Origin of the sequence: Variovorax sp. V93 (genome assembly GCF_041154485.1) — a bacterium.
GTDB lineage: Bacteria > Pseudomonadota > Gammaproteobacteria > Burkholderiales > Burkholderiaceae_C > Variovorax > Variovorax beijingensis_A.
In genome coordinates this window covers 693,558-712,141 of the sequence record NZ_AP028670.1, presented here as the reverse complement: position 1 = coordinate 712,141, position 18,584 = coordinate 693,558, and the positions used below count along the sequence as shown (strand labels likewise).

Genomic DNA, 18,584 nt, shown 5'->3' with positions numbered 1-18,584 from the left:
GCGCGATGTAATCTATTACACATAATGGAAGAATATGGTAACGGAGTTTCAGGCGACGCGCGCTTGTTGCAGTTGATCGGAAGCATCCAGGCCCGAGCTGGCGATCTCGCTGCCAGCGAGGCAAAGGTCGTCGAGCTCCTGCTCGCCGACCCCTTGTTCGTTGGCGCGAGCACGACCGCGCAGGTGGCTGCCCGCGCTGGCGTTTCGCCGCCGAGCGTGATTCGCGCCGCGCGTGCGATCGGATTCAGCGGTTTCACCGAACTCAAGATCGAGATCGCTCGTGCCCGCGGTACCACCGGGTTCTTCGCGCCGTCTGACGTGCTCACCGCGGGTGCGACGACCGCGGCGGTGCTCGAGGCCTCGATCCGCGCAGGCACTGACGCACTGGCCGCGCTCGGCGGAGCCCTGGAGCTGTCCGCGCTCGAGCGGGCGGTCATCACCATCGAGCAGGCGCGCCAGGTGATCGCATTCGGAGCCGGTCCCTCGGCGACGGTCGCCGCCGATGCGGTCTTCCGTCTGCGGGCGGTCGGCGTGACGACCATCGGCATTGCGGACCATCTGTCGGCAATGATCGCAACGCGGCTCCTGGGGCCCGGTGACGTCGTCATCGCCGTCAGTTCGACCGGGCGCACCTCGACGACACTCGCCGTCGCCGATGCGGCATCTTCTGCCGGCGCCTCGCTCATCGCCATCACCAACCAGTACGGCACACCGCTGGCAACCCTCGCGAACATCGCGCTTGTCGTCGGCGGGGCACCACTGACGGCCCAGATGGCCGCGGCCGGAAGTCGCCTGGCGCAGCTCGTGGTGATCGACGCACTGGTCGCGGCTTTCGCGCTGCGCGACCCGCAGCGCAGCCGCCGCGCGGAACGGGCGGGCATCGACCTGCCCGATATCGCCTGATGCCGCCCGGCACCGTCGCGATGGTCCTCGCCGCGGCGGTAGCCCATGCGGCATGGAACCTGGCCTCGAAGTACAAGCGCGGTGATGCCTTGCTGTTCGTCTGCGCCTATACCTACGCTTCGGCGCTGCTGTGCGTCCCGATCGGCCTCGTCTTCATGGCGAATGGGCAGCAGGTGCTCAACTGGCAGCTCGCGGCGGGCGCCGCTGTCTCGGCCGTGTTGCACACCGCTTACTCTCTGACCTTGCAGGCGGGCTACGACCGCGCCGAGCTGGGGGTGGTTTATCCGGTCGCACGCGGCACCGGGCCGGTGCTGGCGATGCTGTTCGCGATCCTGCTCCTGGACGAGCAGCTCACCGCTGCCGCGATGTTCGGCGCTTCGCTTGTCGTGGCGGGCATTCTCGTCGTCACCGGCAACCCGTTCAGAAGGGGGAGCCGCCGGCCGCTTCAGGGCTTGCTCTGGGGCACCGCGACGGGGACGACCATCGCCGCCTACACGGTCTGGGATGGCTACTCGGTCATCGCGCTGCACCTGGCGCCCGTGAGTTACTACGCGGCCACGCTGCTGCTGCAGAGCCTGATCCTGACCCCCAGTTTGCTGCGCCGACGCCATCGCATTCGAGCGGCCATCCGTGCCGACGCCATGCCGATCCTCGTCGTGGCTGTGTTCTCCCCGCTCGCCTACATCCTCGTTCTCACCGCCATGCTGAAGGCGCCGGTGGCGCTCGTCGCGCCACTGCGCGAGTCCTCCATCGTCATCGGCTCACTCGTTGCATGCAGACTGTTTGGCGAGGGTGATCTTGCGCGCCGCATTGCCGGCGCGGTGATCGTGCTGGCCGGGATCGCAGCGATCAGCCTTTGACGCCTTCTTTGAGCCAGCTCCGCACGCGGTAGCGGGGCTCATGGGTGATGGCTGAGGCCCGTTGCTACCGGACAGAACGGATCCAATCTCTGAAAAGCTTCACGGGAGCCTCTGCGGCTTTCAGCGGATCGCAGACCAAGTAGTAACCGGACTCCGTTCTGGCGACGTGATCCACGGCAATGACGAGCCGCCCGCTGCGGAGGTCGTCATCCACGTAGGCTCGCTGGGCAATGGCGATCCCCAATCCATCAGCCGCAGCCTGGTAGCACAGCGCAGCATTCGCCAAAGTGATTCCATGCAGACGCGGGGAATCTACAAGTTCGACCGAACTGAACCATAGCGACCAGGCTTCCGGTCGCATCATCGAGTGCAGCAAGTTGGCTTGCAGCAGATCCCGAGGTGTCTTCAAATGCCTGGCCAGGTGGGGTGCGCAGACAGGAAGAAATTCGTCGTCGAAGAGGTGGTCCAGCTCGACATCGGCCCACTCTCCCATGCCATGCCGGATCGCGCAGTCGGCGCCCTCGAGCCGGATGTCGTCGGCCATTGCAATGGTCGAAATCTCGAGGTCGATGTCGGGGTGTTGCGCGTAGAAGCCGCGCAGGCGAGGTACCAGCCATCGGATGGCAAGGCTCGGCGTCACTTTCAGGCGCAGCCGCTTGTCCAGCTGGATATCGACCACGTCATTGAGTGCATCGTTCAGGCGATCGAAAGCATCCGAGACGCGGTGGGCCAGTCGTTTGCCCACCGCGGTGAGCTCGATCTCGCGGCCGGATTTTTGAAACAGCTGCGCTCCGAGCCCGACCTCCAGCTGCTTGACTTGCTGGCTGACTGCTCCGGGCGTTACATGAAGCACCTGAGCGGCGCGCGTGATCCCCTTGGCGCGGCACACTGCATCGAACACGCGCAGCGGGCCGAGGAGCGCACGGAGGCTGTGCATTGCGAGCAAACGGAAGGCGCAGCGAACTCAGCGCTCGCTCGAACCCGCCGCTGGGACCATGCCGCTCAGGTTCTTGGCGGCCCGACGCTCCGTGAGGCAGATCATTGCGGCTGCAAACAGAAGTCCTGCTGCCAGACAGAGCCACGAGACATAGCTGCCGGAAATGTCAAAGAGCCGTCCCGCGAGGAATGGCCCGATGCCTGCGCCAACGGCCACCGTGGCATAGACACCCCCGAAGAGGGTGCTGTAGAGGTTCAGCGGGAATTTCCGGCTCACCAGGTAGGCTGCGAGGTCGAACTCCGCGCCGACCGCGAAGCCAGTCATGAGCAACCCGGGAAGCACCAGCGCCGGTTGGCCTGTTGCCAGAAGCAGCATGCCGGTGGCAGACAGCATGAAGAGCGTCGCCGACAAGCGCGCGGCATCGAACATGTCGAGCAGAAAGCCGGTGACGATTCGTCCGACGATGACCGCCACGCCAAGGATGCTGGCGAGACCGGCGGCGCGGCTCGGGGAAAGCCCGAGGTCGGTGAGCATCGGAACGACGTGCACGATCGTGCCGAAGATGCCGACCGAGCACAACAGGAAGACTGCGGCAATGCGGAAGAAGTGCGGATCGGCCAGAGCCTTCAGGTTACTTCCGGCGGGGGCACGGCGGCCCTTGTCTGCAGGCGCCGCATCCGCACCCCGCAGGAAGTAGGCAATCAATGGCAAAAGGGCAAGGACAACGGCCGCAAGACCCAGGTAGGTGGCTCGCCATCCGAATTTGGCGATAGCCGGCGTGACGATCAGCGGGATCAGGATGGCCCCGACGCCCGTTCCGGTGATGGCGATGCCCAGCGCCAGGCCGCGTTGCCGGGAGAACTTGCCCACGAGGATCCTTGTGAAGGACAAGGGGGAGGTCGCGCCGCCGAGCAGTGTCAGGACAGTGACCAGTGCCAGAAAACTGGCCAGCCCCTGTGTCCAAACGCCCAGAAGCAGAAAGGAGGTCGACAGGCCCACCAGGGAGAGCAGGGTGACGCGTCGCGCGCCATACCGGTCGATCACCTGTCCGATGAGCGGTGCCGCGCATCCGAGCAGCACGCTGCTGATCAGCGAGCCCAGGGACGCGGTGCCTCGGGTCCATCCGAACTCGGCGGCGAGCGGCTTCAGAAACAGACCTGAACTGTAGAAGTACAGGGATGAGACGCCGCTGGCCAGGCCGAGGAAGCAACCCAGGACGTAGCGCCAATGCTGCCGCAGTTCTGAAGGTGAATCAGGAGAGGGTGTCATGTGCGGATCCACGTTGAACCAACGATGAGTTCGTCTTCAGCATTTCTGGATGCCGATGGTGCGGTTCAGCAATGCCTCTTCGCCGCTCAGCACCGCCGCAGACCCGGAGTAGGCGGCCAGGCCCCGTTCCAGCACGATCACGTTGTTGGAAAACTCGAGAACGACATCCACATGCTGCTCCACGATGATGCAGCCAACGCCGAGCTGATCACTCATCCGGACGATGGCATCCATCAACTCCTCGCGCACCATCGGCGCCAGGCCTTCCAGCGGTTCGTCGAGCAACAGGATGCGCGGCTGCCCGACGAGTGCTCGTGCGACCGACAGCATTTGCTGCTCGCCGCCCGATAGCTGCGTGCCTCCGTTGCGTCGGCGCTCTTTGAGCCGCGGGAACAGCGCATAGATCGGTGGCAGGGCAACGCTCGCCGAGCGTCCCTGCAGGCCCGCCAGCAGGTTCTCCTCCACTGTCAGTGAGGGGAAGATGTCGCGGCTCTGCGGTACGTAGCCGAGGCCTGCGCGCGAGCGTGCGTAGGTGCTCGCGTTGCTGATGTCGTCGCCGCCGAAGTGAATGCGCCCCTTCATCAGGTCGGCGAGGCCCATGGCCGTCGCGAGCGTCGTGGTCTTGCCGGCGCCGTTGCGCCCGATCAGGCCGAGGCGCTCGCCTTCGCGTACGCTGAAGCTGAGATGCTCGAGGACTGGCAGGCCGCCATAGCCTGCGGTGACGTCGTCGAACCGGAGTTCAATGGTGGGCTTGGGCATGACCGTCTCGTCCGAAGTAGATTTGCTTGACCTGCTCGTTGGCAGCGACTTCCTGCGGCGTCCCCTCGACCATCACCGCACCGGCGACCAGGACGATGATGTGCGACGCGAACCGGAACACCAGGTCCATGTCGTGCTCGATCAGCAGGACGGACAGATCTTTCGGCAAGCTCCCGATGGCTTCCATGATCCGGCCGCCTTCTCCCTGCGGTACGCCTGCGCCCGGTTCATCGAGGAGCAGCACCTGGGGCTTCATCGCGAGTGCCAGGGCGATCTCCGCAAGCCGCTGCTCGCCCAGTGCCAGTTGTCCCACCACCCGGTTCGCATAGGGGTGCAGTCCCAGCATGCCGAGTGTCTCGTCGACATCTTCCTGCACGCGTGCGGAACGCGTCGGCGAGGGCCACCACTGCATGGAGGCCCGGTGTCGCTGCAACACCGCGACCCTGACGTTGTCCGCCACGGTGAGCTCCTTGAACAGGCGGCTGATCTGGAACGTGCGAACGATGCCGCTGCGCACGCGCGCGTACTGCGGCAGCTGGACGATCGAGCGCCCGTCCAGCTGAATGTCACCCGATTGCGGGCGCAACGCGCCGCTCAGCAGGTTGACCAAAGTCGTCTTGCCAGCGCCGTTCGGACCGATCAATGCCGTGCGGGCTCCCTGGGGGAGGGACAGCGTGACGTTCTGCGTGACCGCCAGGCCGCCAAAGGAGTGACTCAGGTTATGAGTCTGGAGTCGGTGGGTCATCGTGCCACCCCACTGCGGCCAGGCCGCTTGGTGTACATCACGGCACGGTCCACCAGCCCGATCAAGCCCTCAGGCAGGACGATGAGTACGACGATCAGCATCGACCCGATGAGGAACAACCAGTGATAGGGGTTCAAGGTCGATGCGATGTGATGGATGGTCATGTACGCGACCGTGCCGAGCACGGCGCCCGACAGACGGCGTGTTCCACCCAGAACGATCATGACCACGACGCCCGCCGATGTCGTGAAATCCAGCATGAAGAGGTTGGCAACTTTGCTGGTCTGTGCTGTCAATGCGCCAGCCAGCCCCGCCACGATGCCGCCGACGGTGTAAACGGCCAGCAAGTGCAAGTAGACGCGACCCCCCAGCGCCTGAACTCGTCCGGGATCCTGCCGGATGGCCCTGGCCGTGAGTCCGAATGGCGACTCCACGAGGTTCCTCAGCAGGAAGTACACGAGCACAAGTGCGCCCAAGGCATAGAAGTAGCCCGTGTGGCTCAGGAAGTTGAACTCCCAGATGCCCAGCAGGGGGCCGATATTGAAACCGGCAAGTCCATCGTCGCCGCCCGTGAGCCACCTCGCCCAATTGGCCAGCTCAAGCAGCAGCTGGGCGACCGCGATGGTCAGCATGACCAGCGTGAGTTTGGTCGACCGCAGCATCACGGCGCCGCTCAGCAGCGCGATCACGCCGCCGCCCAGCCCGCCCAGCAGCAAGCCCACAATCGGATCTGCCGTCAGATACAGCGCCGTCCAGCCCGCGACGTAGGCACCGCTGCCGTACAACGCGGCCTGGCCCAAGGTTGCGATGCCGGCCTGTCCGAGCACGAGGCTCAGCGACAGCGCGAAGATGGACATGGTCGCCATGTTGGTGAGCAGACCGAGGTCCTGCGGGAACAGCACGAAGGCCAGCAGTCCCACCAGCAGCAGCACGAGCTCTCCGCGCAATTGCATCCACGGGCGGGCGCGAGACGGTGCGGTCACCGTCATGGGCGCACTGACCGTGTTCATGCGTGCCTCCCGAACAAACCTTGCGGTCGAACCAGCAGGACGATGATCATCGTCAGGAAGAACGCAGCCGATGCGAGCTGCGGAACCATGTATTTCATCGAAGTCTCCACAATGCCGAGCAGCAACGCTGCAAAGAATGAGCCAAACAGATTTCCGTTGCCTCCCACGGCGACGACGGCCAGGAGGATCACCAGGTATTTGGAGGCGTAGGTCGGCTCCATGGGCAGCAATTCCGCGCCAGCTATGCCTCCCAGTGCTGCGAGCGCTGCACCCATCACAAAAGTGGCGGCATAGATCTTCGTCGTATCGATGCCGATGGCCCGTGCGATGGGCGCGTTGTCGACCGCAGCGCGTACCCGGATGCCAAAGGACGATTTGTCCACCGCCAGCCAAAGAATGCAGACGACCACGAGCCCACAGGCCACAACGATGAGCCGATGCCGAGGGATGGACCGGAAGCCCAGATCGACCGTGCCGCTGAACAGCTCCGGCAGCGCCACCGATGTCACCGTCGAACCGAACAGCAGATTCACCGCGGCGGTTGCCACGAACATCAGTCCGATCGTCACCAGCATCTGATCGAGATCGTCGCGTCGATAGAAGCGCCGAAGCAGGATGCGCTCGAACAGCAGCGCAACCAGTCCGACCAGGACGATGGCCAGCACGAAGCCCAGCCAGATCGGCACGCCCAGGCGTTGCGGGATCGTGGCTGCAAAGAAGCCACCGAGCATCGCGAAGGCGCCGTGGGCCAGATTCACCACCCGCATCAGGCCCATCGTCATCGACAGGCCCACTGTGATCATGAACAGGATCATCGCGTACGCGACCCCGTCGATCAGGATGCTGCTAAGAAGCGCGAGAGACATGCTTCAGACTCTGCGTCACTTGGATGCGTTCTGCGTGCGGCCGTAGTCGGGCTGCATCTCGAACGTCCGGAATTCCCGGTTGACGTAGCGTCCGGCCGGGTCCTTTTCGACCACGCGCATGTAGACGTTCTGCACGAACTCGCGCGAAGCCGGGTCGATCTTCACGGGGCCTCGCGGACTTTCCCAGGAATGACCCTTGGCGCTGGCAAGCGCCTTGGCGCCGTCCCGCTTCCCATCGGTTGCCTTGACCATGTGATAGATCACATGCAGACCGTCATACGCGTTCGCAAGCTGGACGGTCGGAATGGCCTTGGGGGCAACCTCGCCAAGGGCCTTGATGACAGCGTTGTTCAGCGCAGAGTTGTGCGTTGCCGAATAGAACATGCCCGTCTCGATGCCGAGAAGATCCGGGCCGATCGCTCGCAGCTGGTCCTCATCGGTCTCGGCAGTGCCGAGAAAGCGCACGCCGGCCGTCCTCAATCCGGCCTCGTTGTATGCCTTGACCATCGCGTAGGTCGCAGGACCGCCTGGGGCAAAGACGTAGAGGGCATCGGGCTTGAGCGCCTTCACGCGCTGCATCAGGGGACCAAAGTCGGTTGTCTTCAACGGCGCACGGATGGCCTCGAGCAGCTTGCCTCCGCCGCCGACGAACGCCGTGGTGAAGGCCTTCTCGGCGTCGAGACCGGGACCAAAGTCGCTGACCAGCGTGACAACGTTCCTGACGTTCTTCTCCAGTGCATACCTGGCCACAGGCACCGCCATCTGCGGCAAGGTGTATGAAGTGCGCAGCAGGAAGTCCGACTTGTCGAGAAGCGAGGACGTCGACGCGTTGAAGATCACGACCGGTACCTTGGCCTCCTGCGCGAGCGCAGCCACGGCCAAGGTGTCAGGGGTGAAATAGAGGCCGGCGATGTACTGGGCGCCTTCCTTGACAATCAGTTCCTGTGCCAGGGCCTTGGCTTGCGCGGGGTTGATCTCCGGAAGGTCGCGATAGATGACTTCGATCGTGTGTTTGCCCACGGTCGTGCCATTGAGCTGCTGGTATGCCTTGGTCGCACCCTCCCAGGTTTGCCCCACGGCTGAAAACGGTCCGGACATCGGAGCGATGACGCCAACCTTGATGACGTCGGCGCGCGCCTGAAAGGCAATCGTCGCGAGTGAAACCGCCAAGGCGGCAACGAATTTGAGGGTCATTCTTTTCTCCAAATGGTGGGGCGTGTCTGGTGCCGTGAGCACCAGGGGATCGAACGAGGTGACGGACCTTCGAACGGGTATCAGACCGAGGCGCCGATTTCTGCCCTGGCGGTCGCTTCAAGGGCGACATCACGGGCCATCAAGGTCGCGTACTTCTGATTCATGTCGAACAGGTTGGCGTCGTGGGCCTGCAGCGACCGGTCGCCCACGCAGTCGGTGACGACGAGGGGGCGGAACCCATGGCACATGGCGTCGACCACGCTGGCGCGGACACAGCCGCTGGTCGTGCAGCCGGCAATCAGGAGGGTCCGTGTGCCCCGCAGGGACAACCAGGCGGCCAGCGAAGTCCCGAAGAAAGCCGAAGGACTGGTCTTGCGCAGCACCAACTCCCCGGCCACCGGCTGCAGTTGCGGCACGATCTGGCTTTCGCTCGCATCCTCGCGCAGGGCAAGGATGGGGGGAACCTTGAGCGCGAAGATGTTGGCATCGGCGCCATCGTCCTGATACACGACCCGCGTGTGCACGACCGGCCATTGGCGCTGGCGCGCTTGGGCGAGAAGCCCGCGCGTGCATTCGATGGCCCCGGCGATGTTGCCGCCGCCAAACGTGAGCGGATCGGCGAAGCCATTGATGAAATCGATGATCAACAGGCCGTAGGGCGCCACGGGCGCCACGGCGTTGCCGAATCCTTGCTTCTGGTAGATGTCTTGATCGAAGCTCATTGGAAAGCCCCGTCGATCACCTTGCCGTCGCGAACCACGACGATGCCATCGAGTGCCACCGTGCAATTGCGCAGCGGAATATCGAGGTGACACGGCGTGGTGCGCGAGCCGCCGGCCTCGTTGTTCGGCCCCAGAGAGAACAGGAAATTGCCTTCGAACGAGCGCGCGTCCTGGCCAGTCGTCGCCTCGCGGTCCATCAACGACAGTGTGTGCCAGTAGCATCGTGGCTGCATCCCCCAGCCGATGTGCGCGATGGCGTAGGCCTCGGGGTCTTTGTAGGCTTCCATGAATTCGCGCAGCAGGGCGGCATCGACGTCACCTTCGATGCTGCGCACGAAACCGCCGCTCAGATTCATCGTGATCTTGTCCGAGACGTAGTTCTTCTGCGGCAGCAGGATGTCGCCGCGATCGATCACGATCGTGCCGTCGCTGCCGCCTTCGTTGGCGAAGGTAAAGAGGAAGCCGCTCGGCCAGTGGTCCCAGCGCCCGGGTTCCTCGCAGAATCCGTACTCGCTGATGACCGGAAATTCGCCAAGCTGGAACGTCACATCCGTGCCGGCCGGCGACGTCACGTGCATCCTCTTTGCCTTCTTGAGCAGCTTCGATGCGTCCAGCACGCGTTTGCGATCGGCTTCGGTGGGCACCGCCCGCACCAGGACCTCCGGCGGCTCCACGGCCAGCAGAATCTTCGTTCCCGACTCCAGGATCTCCATCTGTTCGGGCGAGAACAGCAGCAGCATCAAGTCCAGGACGAGGTCACTGTTCTTCATCGCCGCGAGCGCGGCCGGGTTGTTGGTCAGGGGCGTTGCGCCCAGGTAGCTCATCAGGTCGCGGCTGGTGGCCTTCTCCGCGTTGATGGGTTGCAGCTCGATCCTGGTCACGATCGCGCCCGCGGCCTGCGCTGCAATTGTTGCTGTCTGGAGCGTCTGCGGGTGCGTGTGGGGGCCGCACAGAATGGAGACCGTCTGTCCGCGCTCCACTTTGCTGAGCTTCAGGACCTCGTCCCAGGCCTTGATCATCTGATAATCGCTGACTGCCATTTTTCGTCCTTTGGAGTGAAGTGTCAGAACTGCAGCAGCGCCAGGTCTTCCGGGCTGCCTAGCTTGAAGAGCCGGCGCGCATTGCCATGGCACACCTGTGCCCGTGTCTTGTCGTCGAGGGGTGCGTCTTCGATGAAGGTGCAGGCCTCGGCGGTTGACTCGTAGGGGTAATCCACCGAGAAGAGCACGGCCTGTGCCCCGAGCTCGCCAATGGCGCCCAGCAGGGCCGGTGCGGAGCACACACCTGACGTGGTGATCAGGATGTTGCTGCCGATGTACTCGCTGGGTTTGCGCGCCAACTTGATGCCGGATGGATACGCGGCGAAGCGGCTGTCCATGCGCCAGCGCTGGTACGGCAGGGCCTCCCCCATGTGGCCCAACACCAGGGTCAGGCGCGGGAATCGGTCGAACACCCCGCCGAACAGCAGGCGCAACGCATGGCCCGCTGTCTCCACGCCCCATCCCCATGCAGCGCCCTGGAGCACCGGCATGCCTTCCAGCAGAGCCGGTGCCTGGCTGAATGCGTTGGGATGCAGATAGATGGGCACCCCAAGCGCCTGCGCGCGCTCCCAGAACACGTCGAACGCGCCACCTTCGTAGTAGCGGCCCAGGGTATGGCCGTTGATCATCGCGCCTTTGAAGCCATATTCGACGACCGTGCGTTCCAGCTCCTTTGCTGCGGCGCTCGGATCCTGCATGGCCACGTGGGCAAAGGCGCCGAAACGTCGCGGATGACGCGACACGCGCTCGACAAGGAACTCGTTGTTCTCGCGCGCTCGGCGCACGGCGGTGTCACGATCGGCCTCGGCCTGTACACCGGGCATCGTTTGCGACAGCACGACGTACTCGATGTTCCCTGCGTCCATCTCCGCAAGGCGCTGATCGTCAAAGTCGGTCAGCCTGGCATCGAGCTTGGCGACGAATTCGGCGGGAAGCGCTCGCGTGTACGGGGCTGAGTACGCGTCGAAGCCGGGGGCCGAGAAGTGCTCTTCCAGTGCGATTTTTGGGGTTTGATTCATAGTCTTCCTAGGTGGCCTCAGACCGGGTACGCCAAGGCGGTGTCGAGAATTTCCGTGTCGTGGACCACTTCGCGGCTGGCAAGAAGCAGCCGGTCGCCTTCGCGCACGAAGCGGTCGTGATAGACCCCGGCGAGATGCACCGTGGATGGGCCCTCCACCAGGGTCTGCATCAGGATGAATGGCGTCTGCGAACTGATCGCGCTCCCCGTCTCTTGCAGTACGCGCGCAATCCCGAGTACATGCAGCATGTGTCGCGGCGCGAACATCTGCGAGTGCGCAACGGCAAGGGCGCGGTCAATGATCATGTCCAGACCCTCGCAGTAGATGAGTCCCACGGGCATGTTCAGAAGCGCGTTCTGGCGCGACGTCACGCGGTACGTCGCTTCCTCGCTGAAGAAGTCCGGCCAGCGTTCGACGTCGTTCGCATCCAGGGCAGCGCAGTACTCGACGTGAAACGACTCGATCTCGGCGCGCAGCTCGGCTGCGCGTCGGGGCGAGATGGTGGCCTTGGCATAGGCGAGCCGCTCCTTCATGCTGCTTTCTCCGCGACACGGATGTCCATCACGTCCCGGTAGTACTGGTAGAGGGAGCGGATGCAGGACTCGGAGATGAGATTGCGTGCCGTGCCCTGGTGGCCGGCATCGAGCTTGACGACGTTGTTGTCCGTGGACGAATTGCGCAGGCCTTCCTGCACGAACTTCAATGCCTCGTTGTCCTCAAGGCCCAGGAAGCCGGCCGGGCCCATCAGGTTGCCCTGACGAAGGCGGTGCCGTGTCATCTCCGGCGTGTCGTCCTCGTATCCGAACATCGTCCATTGCATCACCATGCTGTTCGGACCGTTCGGGATGATCTGGCGCACACCCATCGTGTTCATCTGGCGCTGAACGATGAGGTTCGGCCACATGGTCATCATGTTGGCGGACCAGGGCGACTTGAACTCCCGTACGTAGTCCAGGAACCGTTCGTCTCGCAACCGGAGGGTGTCGCTGAACGATCGCATCTGCGCCTTGTCGTCGTCGGCGACAGTGGCATAGATCTCGTCCGGCTTGGCCGACGCCATGAAGCCATGGCGGCCATGCGCCTTGTCTGCAAACACGATCGACTGGATGCCGGGAACCAGCAGGCCAAACACCACGAGAAACGAATGCAGCAGCGTCGCGTGGTACGGGTCCTTGAGGTTCTCGTGGTACATCTTCCAGTTGCAGGGAAGCTCGTTGCGGCAGTAGCCCAGGATCTTGAGTTTCTTGCCCGAGAAGGGCACGTCGAACTCCTCGACGATCTCCTCGGTCATGTACTCTTCCAGGGGAGGCGTCTTGTCGGAGTAGGTGGCGAAGATCACGCCGTTGCGCGTGGCCACGCGCAACTGGCGGGTGCCGTGGTCGGCGTTCTTGAAGTCCGCCGGCATGCCGCCGACCTTGTTGATGCCGCGCTTGAACGGAACGCCCTGCAGGTTTCCCTTGAGGTCGTACGACCACTGGTGGTAGGGGCAGACGAACTCCCTCGTATTTCCCTGGCTGGAGCGACAGAACTCCGCGCCGCGATGGGCACAGCGGTTCTCGAAGACGGAGATCGTGTTGTCCTCCGCGCGAACGATCACGACGGCCGTGGCGCCGACGTAACCGCGCTTGTAGTCGCCTGGGTTGGGAATCTCCGCTTCCAGAGCGACAAAGTTCCAGGTGTCCCCCCGAAAGATGCGCTCGATCTCCTGGTCATAGTTCGCCTGGCTGGTGTAGACCCAGTCCGGGATGTTGTTCATGGCGTCCGCTGGCCAGACGCACTGTTCCAAGGGCGGATTCTTTCGGGCATTCGTGATGCCGATGACCGCCTGCGATTGATACATGAAAGCTCCTTAGCTTTGAGAGAGGTGGTTTAAGCGGTGAGCGCGTCATCGGCTTGCATCTGCTTGGCCCATGCGCGCAGGTTGGTGGCGTCCAGTTGAAAGTCCTGCAACTGCACGGGCCGCCCACGTTCGAAGAGAGGGCGAACGGCTCGCAGATCGGCGCCTGCATTGATGGCGACGCCGTGCAGGGGGACAGAACCCCGATGGCCGATCCACAGCGCCTTGTCATTGGCCGGGTCGCCGCGGCGCACATATTCGAGATCGCTGGCCGGCAGGCCCAGCATCTGGATGTTGTGTTTTCCCTGGTCGGTCCAGAACCATGGCACCACAGGTGCAGGAAGAGGCAGGCCCAGCATGGCAGCAGCGGCAGTGCGCCCCTGCTCGTTCGCGTTCTGCCAGGATTCGAGTCGCGTTGGCGCCGCCTGCCCGGGACGACGCTGGCTGGTGCAGTCGCCACATGCAAACACGTGTGCGTTGCTGGTGCGACAGGACGCGTCGACCAGAATTCCGCCGCCTGCCGCGATCTCCAGTCCCGCGTCGCGCGCCAGCGCGTCGTTCGGAGACAGGCCGATGGCGATGATCACCTCATCCGCTTCAAGGTCGCCGGTGCTGGTGCTCAGGCGCAACCGGCCGACTGGCAATGAATGGACGCCGTTCAAGGAAGCGCCGAGCAGGAGCCTTGCGCCTGCTGCCCGTATTCGCGATTCAAGCCATGCCGACGCCTCCGGCGGCACAAAGCGATCGAGCACGGATGTGGCGCGTTCGAGTACCGTCACCGAAGCGCCTGCGGACAGTGCCGAGTTGGCGATCTCGAGGCCGAGGAACCCACCGCCCAGAATCGCGACTTGCGGCGTTCCTTGAAGGGCGGCTCGAAGCCTGCGCGCGTCATCCAGGGTGCGGATGTAGTGCACACCCGGGCGGCTGGCTGGGACGGATGCGAGCGTGACGGCCTCACCGCCGGTGGCGAGCAGGCAGATCTCGTACTCGAGCACTTGCCCGTCTGCAAGGCGAACATGCTGCTGCACAAGGTCCAGTGCAACCGCATTGCTGCCGCTGAGCAGGTCGATCTTGCTGCGCGTCCAGGATTCGTCCGTGAGGACGTCGAGCCGGGGGGCGTCGGGAGCCACCAAGACGGCCTTGGACAAAGGCGGGCGCTCATACGGTCTGTGGCGCTCCCGACCCAGCATCGTGATGCGCCCGCTGTAGCCATGCTCGCGCAGGGCGTGCGCCGCGACGGCCGCCGACTGACCCGCACCGACGATGACGATGCCGCGTGCGGTCATTTGCCGGCAGGCGACAACACGTAGATGTGATCGCCCTCCCGCTTCACGGCATGGGTGCGCAGGTCCACGGTGGCCGGCGCACACATCGCTTTGCCTGTGCGAATGTCGAAGCGGCCTTGGTGCAAGGGGCATTCGACACAGCCGTCTTCCACATAGCCCTCCGAGAGCAGAGCCGTGGCATGGGTGCACATGCTGTCTGTGGCGAAAAACTCGTCGTCGATCCGGTACAGCGCAACACCGTAGCCGGCGACATTGACTGTCTTCGCTTCATCGTTGCTCAGCTCTTGCGCCGAGGCGACCTTGATCCAATCCATGGCCCCATCCAGTCGTTGAAAGATCCGAAATAAATACTCAGTGAACTGTCATATTAAGCGCATCGAATCGTCTTTTCAAGTGCGGGTTTGTACTTGTTGGCGCTGCACCAGAGTGGATAGAAAAGCGCCTGGACGATGGGCAAGAAGAGTGCATTTGCGCTCTGGAATAGCACCACGTCGGTGAGTTCGGCGTGTCAGGGTTTTCATCAAGAAATGCTGTCTTCACACGCGGCATTAGCGCATCTATACTTCTGCACGTGTACTGTCATAAAATAGATGTGAGACATTGAATCACGGTCTGGAAGCCGCGATGCAGCATGGCGGGGTCCGGTGCTTTCGAAGTCGCGCGCAGATCGGGGTGCGCCGTGGTCGAGGTCACGGCTTCACTCAGGGGCTTTCGATGGAGTCGGCGGTGCGGCGGCGAACGCCAGGTACGCGGCATGAAGCACGAAGTGCCGTCACGGGCCAGTTTCGGACGGGTCATCTGTGCGCATGAATGAGCAGCGGCTGGGATCGCTGGGACAGTGCCGCCGTGCCGCACATCCTGTGCGGCACGCCCGGGCAAATTAGTCAAGGAAAAGGAAACGCATGAACCAAGCAGACATTCCGGCGAGAGTGCTCAAGCGCGAGGGCATCGGAGCGCGGGTGCCTCGCAAGGAGGATGCGCGCCATATGGTGGGCAAAGGCAACTTCGTGGGCGACTTCGTGCTGCCGGGTCTGCAGGAGGTCGCGTTCCTGCGCAGTCCTCTGGCGCACGCCACCATCACGGGGGTCGAAATTCCGGAGGAGCTTGCGGGGAAGGTGTTCTTGCGCGAGATGATGCCGGATGCTGCGGACATCGGTTCGCCTTCTTCGCTGCCCACATACCAGTACTCAGCCTTGCCGCCGCTGGCTTCGGGCAAGGTCCGGCATGTGGGAGAGGCGGTCGCCATGGCCGTTGCGCCCACGCGTGCAGTGGCGGAAGACCTGCTCGAGGAGGTGCAGGTTTCCTATGACGAGCTTCCCGTCTACCACGGCGCCGAGTCTTCTCTTGCGGCGACGGGAGACTTCCTTCACCCCGGGTGGAAAGACAATGTGTTTCTCACGCTGCGGGCCAATCGCGACTTCGATGAACTTGCCGCAAAGGCGGAGGTGAAGGTCAGCCGCACCGTCGAGCTCTCGCGTCAGTGCATCGTGCCGCTGGAGGGTAAGTCGGTGCTGGCCTACTGGGACTTCCAGGCCGATCAACTCGTGGTCGTGAGCGCGACGCAAGTCCCGCACCTGCTGCGCGTCGGTATCGCCCAGCACCTCTCGATGAACGAGGAAGCGGTACGCGTGGTGTCGCCCGACGTGGGAGGCGCCTTTGGCTACAAGGGGCAGTTGTACCCCGAGGATCTGTGCATTGCCTGGCTGGCCAAGACATACCGAACGCCGTTCCGCTACCTTGAGGATCGGCGCGAGCATCTGATCGTCGGTGCCAATACGCGGCAGCATCACTACCAGCTCACTGCCTATGCGGACCGCACGGGAAAGCTCCTCGCTTTGGACGCCGTCATCACCATCGACGGCGGCGCCTATTCCTACTATCCCTTCTTCGTCGGTCTGGAACCTGGCCAGGCGATCGGCAACCTGCCGGGCCCCTACGCCTTCCGCGGCTATCGCTGCGAGACCCTGTGTGTCGCGACCAACAAGCCGGGCTTCATGGCCTACCGCGGCGTAGCGCGCACCGGCGTGTGCTTCGCGATCGAGCTCCTCATGGACGCCGTGGCGCGTGAAGTGGGGCGAGAGCCATGGGAGGTCCGCATGGACAACCTGGTCCCGGCCGCCGCCATGCCTTATGTCAACGTAGCCAACAAGCACTTTGACAGCGGCGACTTTCCCGCGAGCCTGCGCCGCGCCGTGGAGATGATCGGACTCGCTGCAGTCCGTGAGCGGCAAGCCCGGGGAGAGCCGGATGGACGCCGGATCGGGTTCGGGACGGCAACCTACACGGAGCAGTCTGCCCACGGCACGACCGTTTTCGCCAACTGGGGGTTGCCGGTGGTGCCTGGCTTCGATCAGGCGGTGGTCAGGATGACTGCGGATGGCGGACTGGAAGTGCGCGTCGGCGTGCACTCGCATGGCCAAGGCATGGAGACCAGCTTTGCGCAGATCGCCAATGATGTACTTGGCATTCCTGTTGCCCGGATCCGGGTGGTGCATGGCGACACTGCGCTCACGCCCTTCTCCTCGGGGACCTACGCCTCTCGGGCCACCGTCATGTCAGGAGGCGCCATCTCGACCGCGTGCAAGGAACTGTTGCCTCGCATTCAGTCGATTGCCGGCTATCTCATGGGCGTGGACCCGCAGACCGTCGCATTGGTCGAGGGGTTTGCTGTCGCCGGGGAAAAGTCGATTCCGCTGTCCGAAGTGGGCGGTGCGTGGTATCTCACGCCGCAGGACCTGCCTGAGAACGTTCATCTCGGTGGACTGGAGGTCTCGCGTGCGTACAAGCCCAGAGTCGACACAGGTACCTTTACCTACGCCACCCATGCGGTCGTTGTCGCTGTCGACACGCAGACGGGCGAGGTCGAGATCCTCGACTACGTCGTCGTCGAGGATTGCGGCACCATGGTCAATCCGATGATCGTGGAGGGCCAGACCATCGGGGGCATCGCGCAGGGCATCGGCACCGCGATGTATGAAGAAAGCCCATACGACGATCAAGGCCAGCCCCTGGCTTCCACTCTGGCCGACTACATCTTGCCTGGCGCCACGGAAGTGCCGCGCATCCGTATCGAGCATTTCGAGACACCTTCGCCTCACACCGAGTTCGGTGCCAAGGGCGTGGGGGAGGGGGGCGCAATCGCGCCGCCGGCGGTGATCTTCAACGCCGTGAACGACGCGTTGCGAGGCACGGGTGCTGCCGAGGTACTGATGACGCCCCTGACGCCGCGTCGCTTGCTCAAGGCCCTCGAAAGCGCGAAGCCGGAACAGGAGCTCGTCAAATGAAGGCGCCGAAATTTGCATACACCCGGGTCTTCGACGTGGATGAGGCGATCGAGGTGCTGGCCAAGGGCGGCGGCACGGCAAAGGCGATGAGCGGAAGCCAGTCCTTCGGTCCCATGCTCAACTTGAGACTGGCGCGACCGGCTCAAGTGGTCGACGTGGCCAATATCCCAACGCTGCGCGCTGTCAGTCGCAAGGGCGAGTGGGTCGAGATCGGCGCAGCCGTCACGCATGCCGAGATCGAGGATGGTGTGTACCCGCCGCTGGCGGCGCATCCCATGCGTCAGGTCGCAGGCGGGATCGCCTACCGCGCGATCCGTAGCCGCGGCACCGTCGGAGGTAGCTTGGCGCATGCAGATCCAGCAGCGGATTGGGTTGTGACGCTCGCTGCACTCTGTGCGCGCATTGTGATCAGGTCGCCGCGCGGCGAACGCACGATCGAGGCGGACGGCCTCATGCTCGGCGCTTATACAACGGTGCTCGAGGCTGACGAGTTGATCCTTGCCATTCATGTGCCATCCGAGACGCCGACCACGCGCTGGGGGTATCACAAGGTCTGCCGCAAGCCTGGCGAATTTGCCGAGGCCAGTGCGGCGGTCTATTTCGATGTCTCGCGCAAGCGAGCACGCGTCGTTCTGGGGGCCGCAGACGGGCCACCGATCCTGCTGAATGACTTCGCGGCGGAAATTGCCAGCAGGGGTGCGCAGGCTGCGGGGCGTGAAAAGGTAAGCGCGGCCGTCGGCGCCGCTCTCCCTGATCGCGACGCCATCGACCGGAAGCTCTTCACGGCCTGCGTCGAGCGCGCACTCGAGCAGTCCGGTGTTTTTTCCAACCTCAAGCAAGCGGAGTAAGAAGA

General features: G+C 63.8%; 18 protein-coding genes. 4 read left to right on the top strand and 14 right to left on the bottom strand.

Translation table 11 applies throughout. The features are described 5' to 3' along the window. The first annotated feature begins 24 nt into the window (after window positions 1–24). Complete coding sequence (locus ACAM54_RS29360) at window positions 25–903, top strand: MurR/RpiR family transcriptional regulator (protein WP_192326325.1); 879 nt, start codon at window positions 25–27, stop codon at window positions 901–903. Further along, window positions 903–1,763, top strand: a complete 861-nt coding sequence (locus ACAM54_RS29355) for a DMT family transporter (protein ID WP_209502323.1) — start codon at window positions 903–905, stop codon at window positions 1,761–1,763. The genes ACAM54_RS29360 and ACAM54_RS29355 overlap by 1 nt, the downstream gene beginning before the upstream one ends. Before the next feature lie 64 nt (window positions 1,764–1,827). Here ACAM54_RS29355 and ACAM54_RS29350 read toward each other — a convergent pair whose 3' ends face one another. The 14 genes from ACAM54_RS29350 to ACAM54_RS29285 form a co-directional block, all read right to left on the bottom strand. Continuing rightward, window positions 1,828–2,700: a LysR substrate-binding domain-containing protein gene (locus ACAM54_RS29350; RefSeq protein WP_192326285.1), complete on the bottom strand. Its 873-nt coding sequence runs from the start codon at window positions 2,698–2,700 to the stop codon at window positions 1,828–1,830. A 27-nt stretch (window positions 2,701–2,727) separates the two neighbouring features. Next, on the bottom strand, window positions 2,728–3,969 hold the full coding sequence (locus ACAM54_RS29345) for an MFS transporter (RefSeq protein ID WP_369651407.1): 1,242 nt from the start codon (window positions 3,967–3,969) through the stop codon (window positions 2,728–2,730). 36 nt (window positions 3,970–4,005) lie between these two features. Next, entirely contained in the window at window positions 4,006–4,728 is a 723-nt protein-coding gene (locus ACAM54_RS29340) for an ABC transporter ATP-binding protein (protein WP_209502321.1), read from the bottom strand. After that, complete coding sequence (locus ACAM54_RS29335) at window positions 4,709–5,473, bottom strand: ABC transporter ATP-binding protein (RefSeq protein WP_145746286.1); 765 nt, start codon at window positions 5,471–5,473, stop codon at window positions 4,709–4,711. Before ACAM54_RS29335 ends, ACAM54_RS29340 begins: the two co-directional genes overlap by 20 nt. Next, a complete protein-coding gene (locus tag ACAM54_RS29330; RefSeq protein WP_209502319.1) occupies window positions 5,470–6,483 on the bottom strand; it encodes a branched-chain amino acid ABC transporter permease in 1,014 nt (337 codons plus the stop codon). Before ACAM54_RS29330 ends, ACAM54_RS29335 begins: the two co-directional genes overlap by 4 nt. Then, window positions 6,480–7,349, bottom strand: coding sequence for a branched-chain amino acid ABC transporter permease (locus tag ACAM54_RS29325; RefSeq protein WP_145746284.1), 870 nt, complete (start codon window positions 7,347–7,349; stop codon window positions 6,480–6,482). Before ACAM54_RS29325 ends, ACAM54_RS29330 begins: the two co-directional genes overlap by 4 nt. A 15-nt stretch (window positions 7,350–7,364) precedes the next feature. Beyond that, window positions 7,365–8,543 carry an ABC transporter substrate-binding protein gene (locus ACAM54_RS29320; RefSeq protein ID WP_369651408.1) on the bottom strand — a complete coding sequence of 393 codons (1,179 nt, stop codon included), beginning with the start codon at window positions 8,541–8,543 and terminating at the stop codon, window positions 7,365–7,367. Between the two features lie 80 nt (window positions 8,544–8,623). Continuing rightward, complete coding sequence (locus tag ACAM54_RS29315) at window positions 8,624–9,265, bottom strand: isochorismatase family protein (protein ID WP_369651409.1); 642 nt, start codon at window positions 9,263–9,265, stop codon at window positions 8,624–8,626. After that, a complete protein-coding gene (locus ACAM54_RS29310; protein WP_145746281.1) occupies window positions 9,262–10,305 on the bottom strand; it encodes a 2,5-dihydroxypyridine 5,6-dioxygenase in 1,044 nt (347 codons plus the stop codon). The genes ACAM54_RS29315 and ACAM54_RS29310 overlap by 4 nt, the downstream gene beginning before the upstream one ends. 23 nt (window positions 10,306–10,328) lie before the next feature. Next, complete coding sequence (locus ACAM54_RS29305; protein WP_192326293.1) at window positions 10,329–11,324, bottom strand: amidohydrolase family protein; 996 nt, start codon at window positions 11,322–11,324, stop codon at window positions 10,329–10,331. 17 nt (window positions 11,325–11,341) lie between these two features. Beyond that, window positions 11,342–11,857 carry a nuclear transport factor 2 family protein gene (locus ACAM54_RS29300; protein ID WP_369651410.1) on the bottom strand — a complete coding sequence of 172 codons (516 nt, stop codon included), beginning with the start codon at window positions 11,855–11,857 and terminating at the stop codon, window positions 11,342–11,344. Next, window positions 11,854–13,164 carry a Rieske 2Fe-2S domain-containing protein gene (locus tag ACAM54_RS29295; protein WP_369651411.1) on the bottom strand — a complete coding sequence of 437 codons (1,311 nt, stop codon included), beginning with the start codon at window positions 13,162–13,164 and terminating at the stop codon, window positions 11,854–11,856. The genes ACAM54_RS29300 and ACAM54_RS29295 overlap by 4 nt, the downstream gene beginning before the upstream one ends. A 29-nt stretch (window positions 13,165–13,193) precedes the next feature. Continuing rightward, complete coding sequence (locus tag ACAM54_RS29290) at window positions 13,194–14,447, bottom strand: NAD(P)/FAD-dependent oxidoreductase (RefSeq protein ID WP_369651412.1); 1,254 nt, start codon at window positions 14,445–14,447, stop codon at window positions 13,194–13,196. Further along, window positions 14,444–14,761 (bottom strand): non-heme iron oxygenase ferredoxin subunit, encoded by a 318-nt coding sequence (locus ACAM54_RS29285; protein ID WP_369651413.1) that lies wholly within the window; start codon window positions 14,759–14,761, stop codon window positions 14,444–14,446. The genes ACAM54_RS29290 and ACAM54_RS29285 overlap by 4 nt, the downstream gene beginning before the upstream one ends. A 588-nt stretch (window positions 14,762–15,349) precedes the next feature. On the opposite strand from ACAM54_RS29285, the gene ACAM54_RS29280 reads away from it, so the two are divergent. Together ACAM54_RS29280 and ACAM54_RS29275 are read left to right on the top strand one after the other, a co-directional pair. Continuing rightward, on the top strand, window positions 15,350–17,731 hold the full coding sequence (locus ACAM54_RS29280; protein WP_369651414.1) for a xanthine dehydrogenase family protein molybdopterin-binding subunit: 2,382 nt from the start codon (window positions 15,350–15,352) through the stop codon (window positions 17,729–17,731). After that, a complete protein-coding gene (locus tag ACAM54_RS29275; protein WP_145746273.1) occupies window positions 17,728–18,579 on the top strand; it encodes a xanthine dehydrogenase family protein subunit M in 852 nt (283 codons plus the stop codon). Before ACAM54_RS29280 ends, ACAM54_RS29275 begins: the two co-directional genes overlap by 4 nt. The last annotated feature ends 5 nt before the right edge of the window (window positions 18,580–18,584 follow it).

Excerpts from the sequence above, each read along its gene's own strand:
- ACAM54_RS29340 (WP_209502321.1), bottom strand. The coding sequence starts at position 4,728 with ATGCCCAAGCCCACCATTGAACTCCGGTTCGACGACGTCACCGCAGGC.
- ACAM54_RS29325 (WP_145746284.1), bottom strand. The coding sequence starts at position 7,349 with ATGTCTCTCGCGCTTCTTAGCAGCATCCTGATCGACGGGGTCGCGTAC.
- ACAM54_RS29330 (WP_209502319.1), bottom strand. The coding sequence starts at position 6,483 with ATGAACACGGTCAGTGCGCCCATGACGGTGACCGCACCGTCTCGCGCC.
- ACAM54_RS29295 (WP_369651411.1), bottom strand. The coding sequence starts at position 13,164 with ATGTATCAATCGCAGGCGGTCATCGGCATCACGAATGCCCGAAAGAAT.
- ACAM54_RS29305 (WP_192326293.1), bottom strand. The coding sequence starts at position 11,324 with ATGAATCAAACCCCAAAAATCGCACTGGAAGAGCACTTCTCGGCCCCC.
- ACAM54_RS29320 (WP_369651408.1), bottom strand. The coding sequence starts at position 8,543 with ATGACCCTCAAATTCGTTGCCGCCTTGGCGGTTTCACTCGCGACGATT.
- ACAM54_RS29290 (WP_369651412.1), bottom strand. The coding sequence starts at position 14,447 with ATGACCGCACGCGGCATCGTCATCGTCGGTGCGGGTCAGTCGGCGGCC.
- ACAM54_RS29355 (WP_209502323.1), top strand. The coding sequence starts at position 903 with ATGCCGCCCGGCACCGTCGCGATGGTCCTCGCCGCGGCGGTAGCCCAT.
- ACAM54_RS29350 (WP_192326285.1), bottom strand. The coding sequence starts at position 2,700 with ATGCACAGCCTCCGTGCGCTCCTCGGCCCGCTGCGCGTGTTCGATGCA.
- ACAM54_RS29300 (WP_369651410.1), bottom strand. The coding sequence starts at position 11,857 with ATGAAGGAGCGGCTCGCCTATGCCAAGGCCACCATCTCGCCCCGACGC.
- ACAM54_RS29345 (WP_369651407.1), bottom strand. The coding sequence starts at position 3,969 with ATGACACCCTCTCCTGATTCACCTTCAGAACTGCGGCAGCATTGGCGC.
- ACAM54_RS29285 (WP_369651413.1), bottom strand. The coding sequence starts at position 14,761 with ATGGATTGGATCAAGGTCGCCTCGGCGCAAGAGCTGAGCAACGATGAA.
- ACAM54_RS29335 (WP_145746286.1), bottom strand. The coding sequence starts at position 5,473 with ATGACCCACCGACTCCAGACTCATAACCTGAGTCACTCCTTTGGCGGC.
- ACAM54_RS29280 (WP_369651414.1), top strand. The coding sequence starts at position 15,350 with ATGAACCAAGCAGACATTCCGGCGAGAGTGCTCAAGCGCGAGGGCATC.
- ACAM54_RS29360 (WP_192326325.1), top strand. The coding sequence starts at position 25 with ATGGAAGAATATGGTAACGGAGTTTCAGGCGACGCGCGCTTGTTGCAG.
- ACAM54_RS29315 (WP_369651409.1), bottom strand. The coding sequence starts at position 9,265 with ATGAGCTTCGATCAAGACATCTACCAGAAGCAAGGATTCGGCAACGCC.
- ACAM54_RS29310 (WP_145746281.1), bottom strand. The coding sequence starts at position 10,305 with ATGGCAGTCAGCGATTATCAGATGATCAAGGCCTGGGACGAGGTCCTG.
- ACAM54_RS29275 (WP_145746273.1), top strand. The coding sequence starts at position 17,728 with ATGAAGGCGCCGAAATTTGCATACACCCGGGTCTTCGACGTGGATGAG.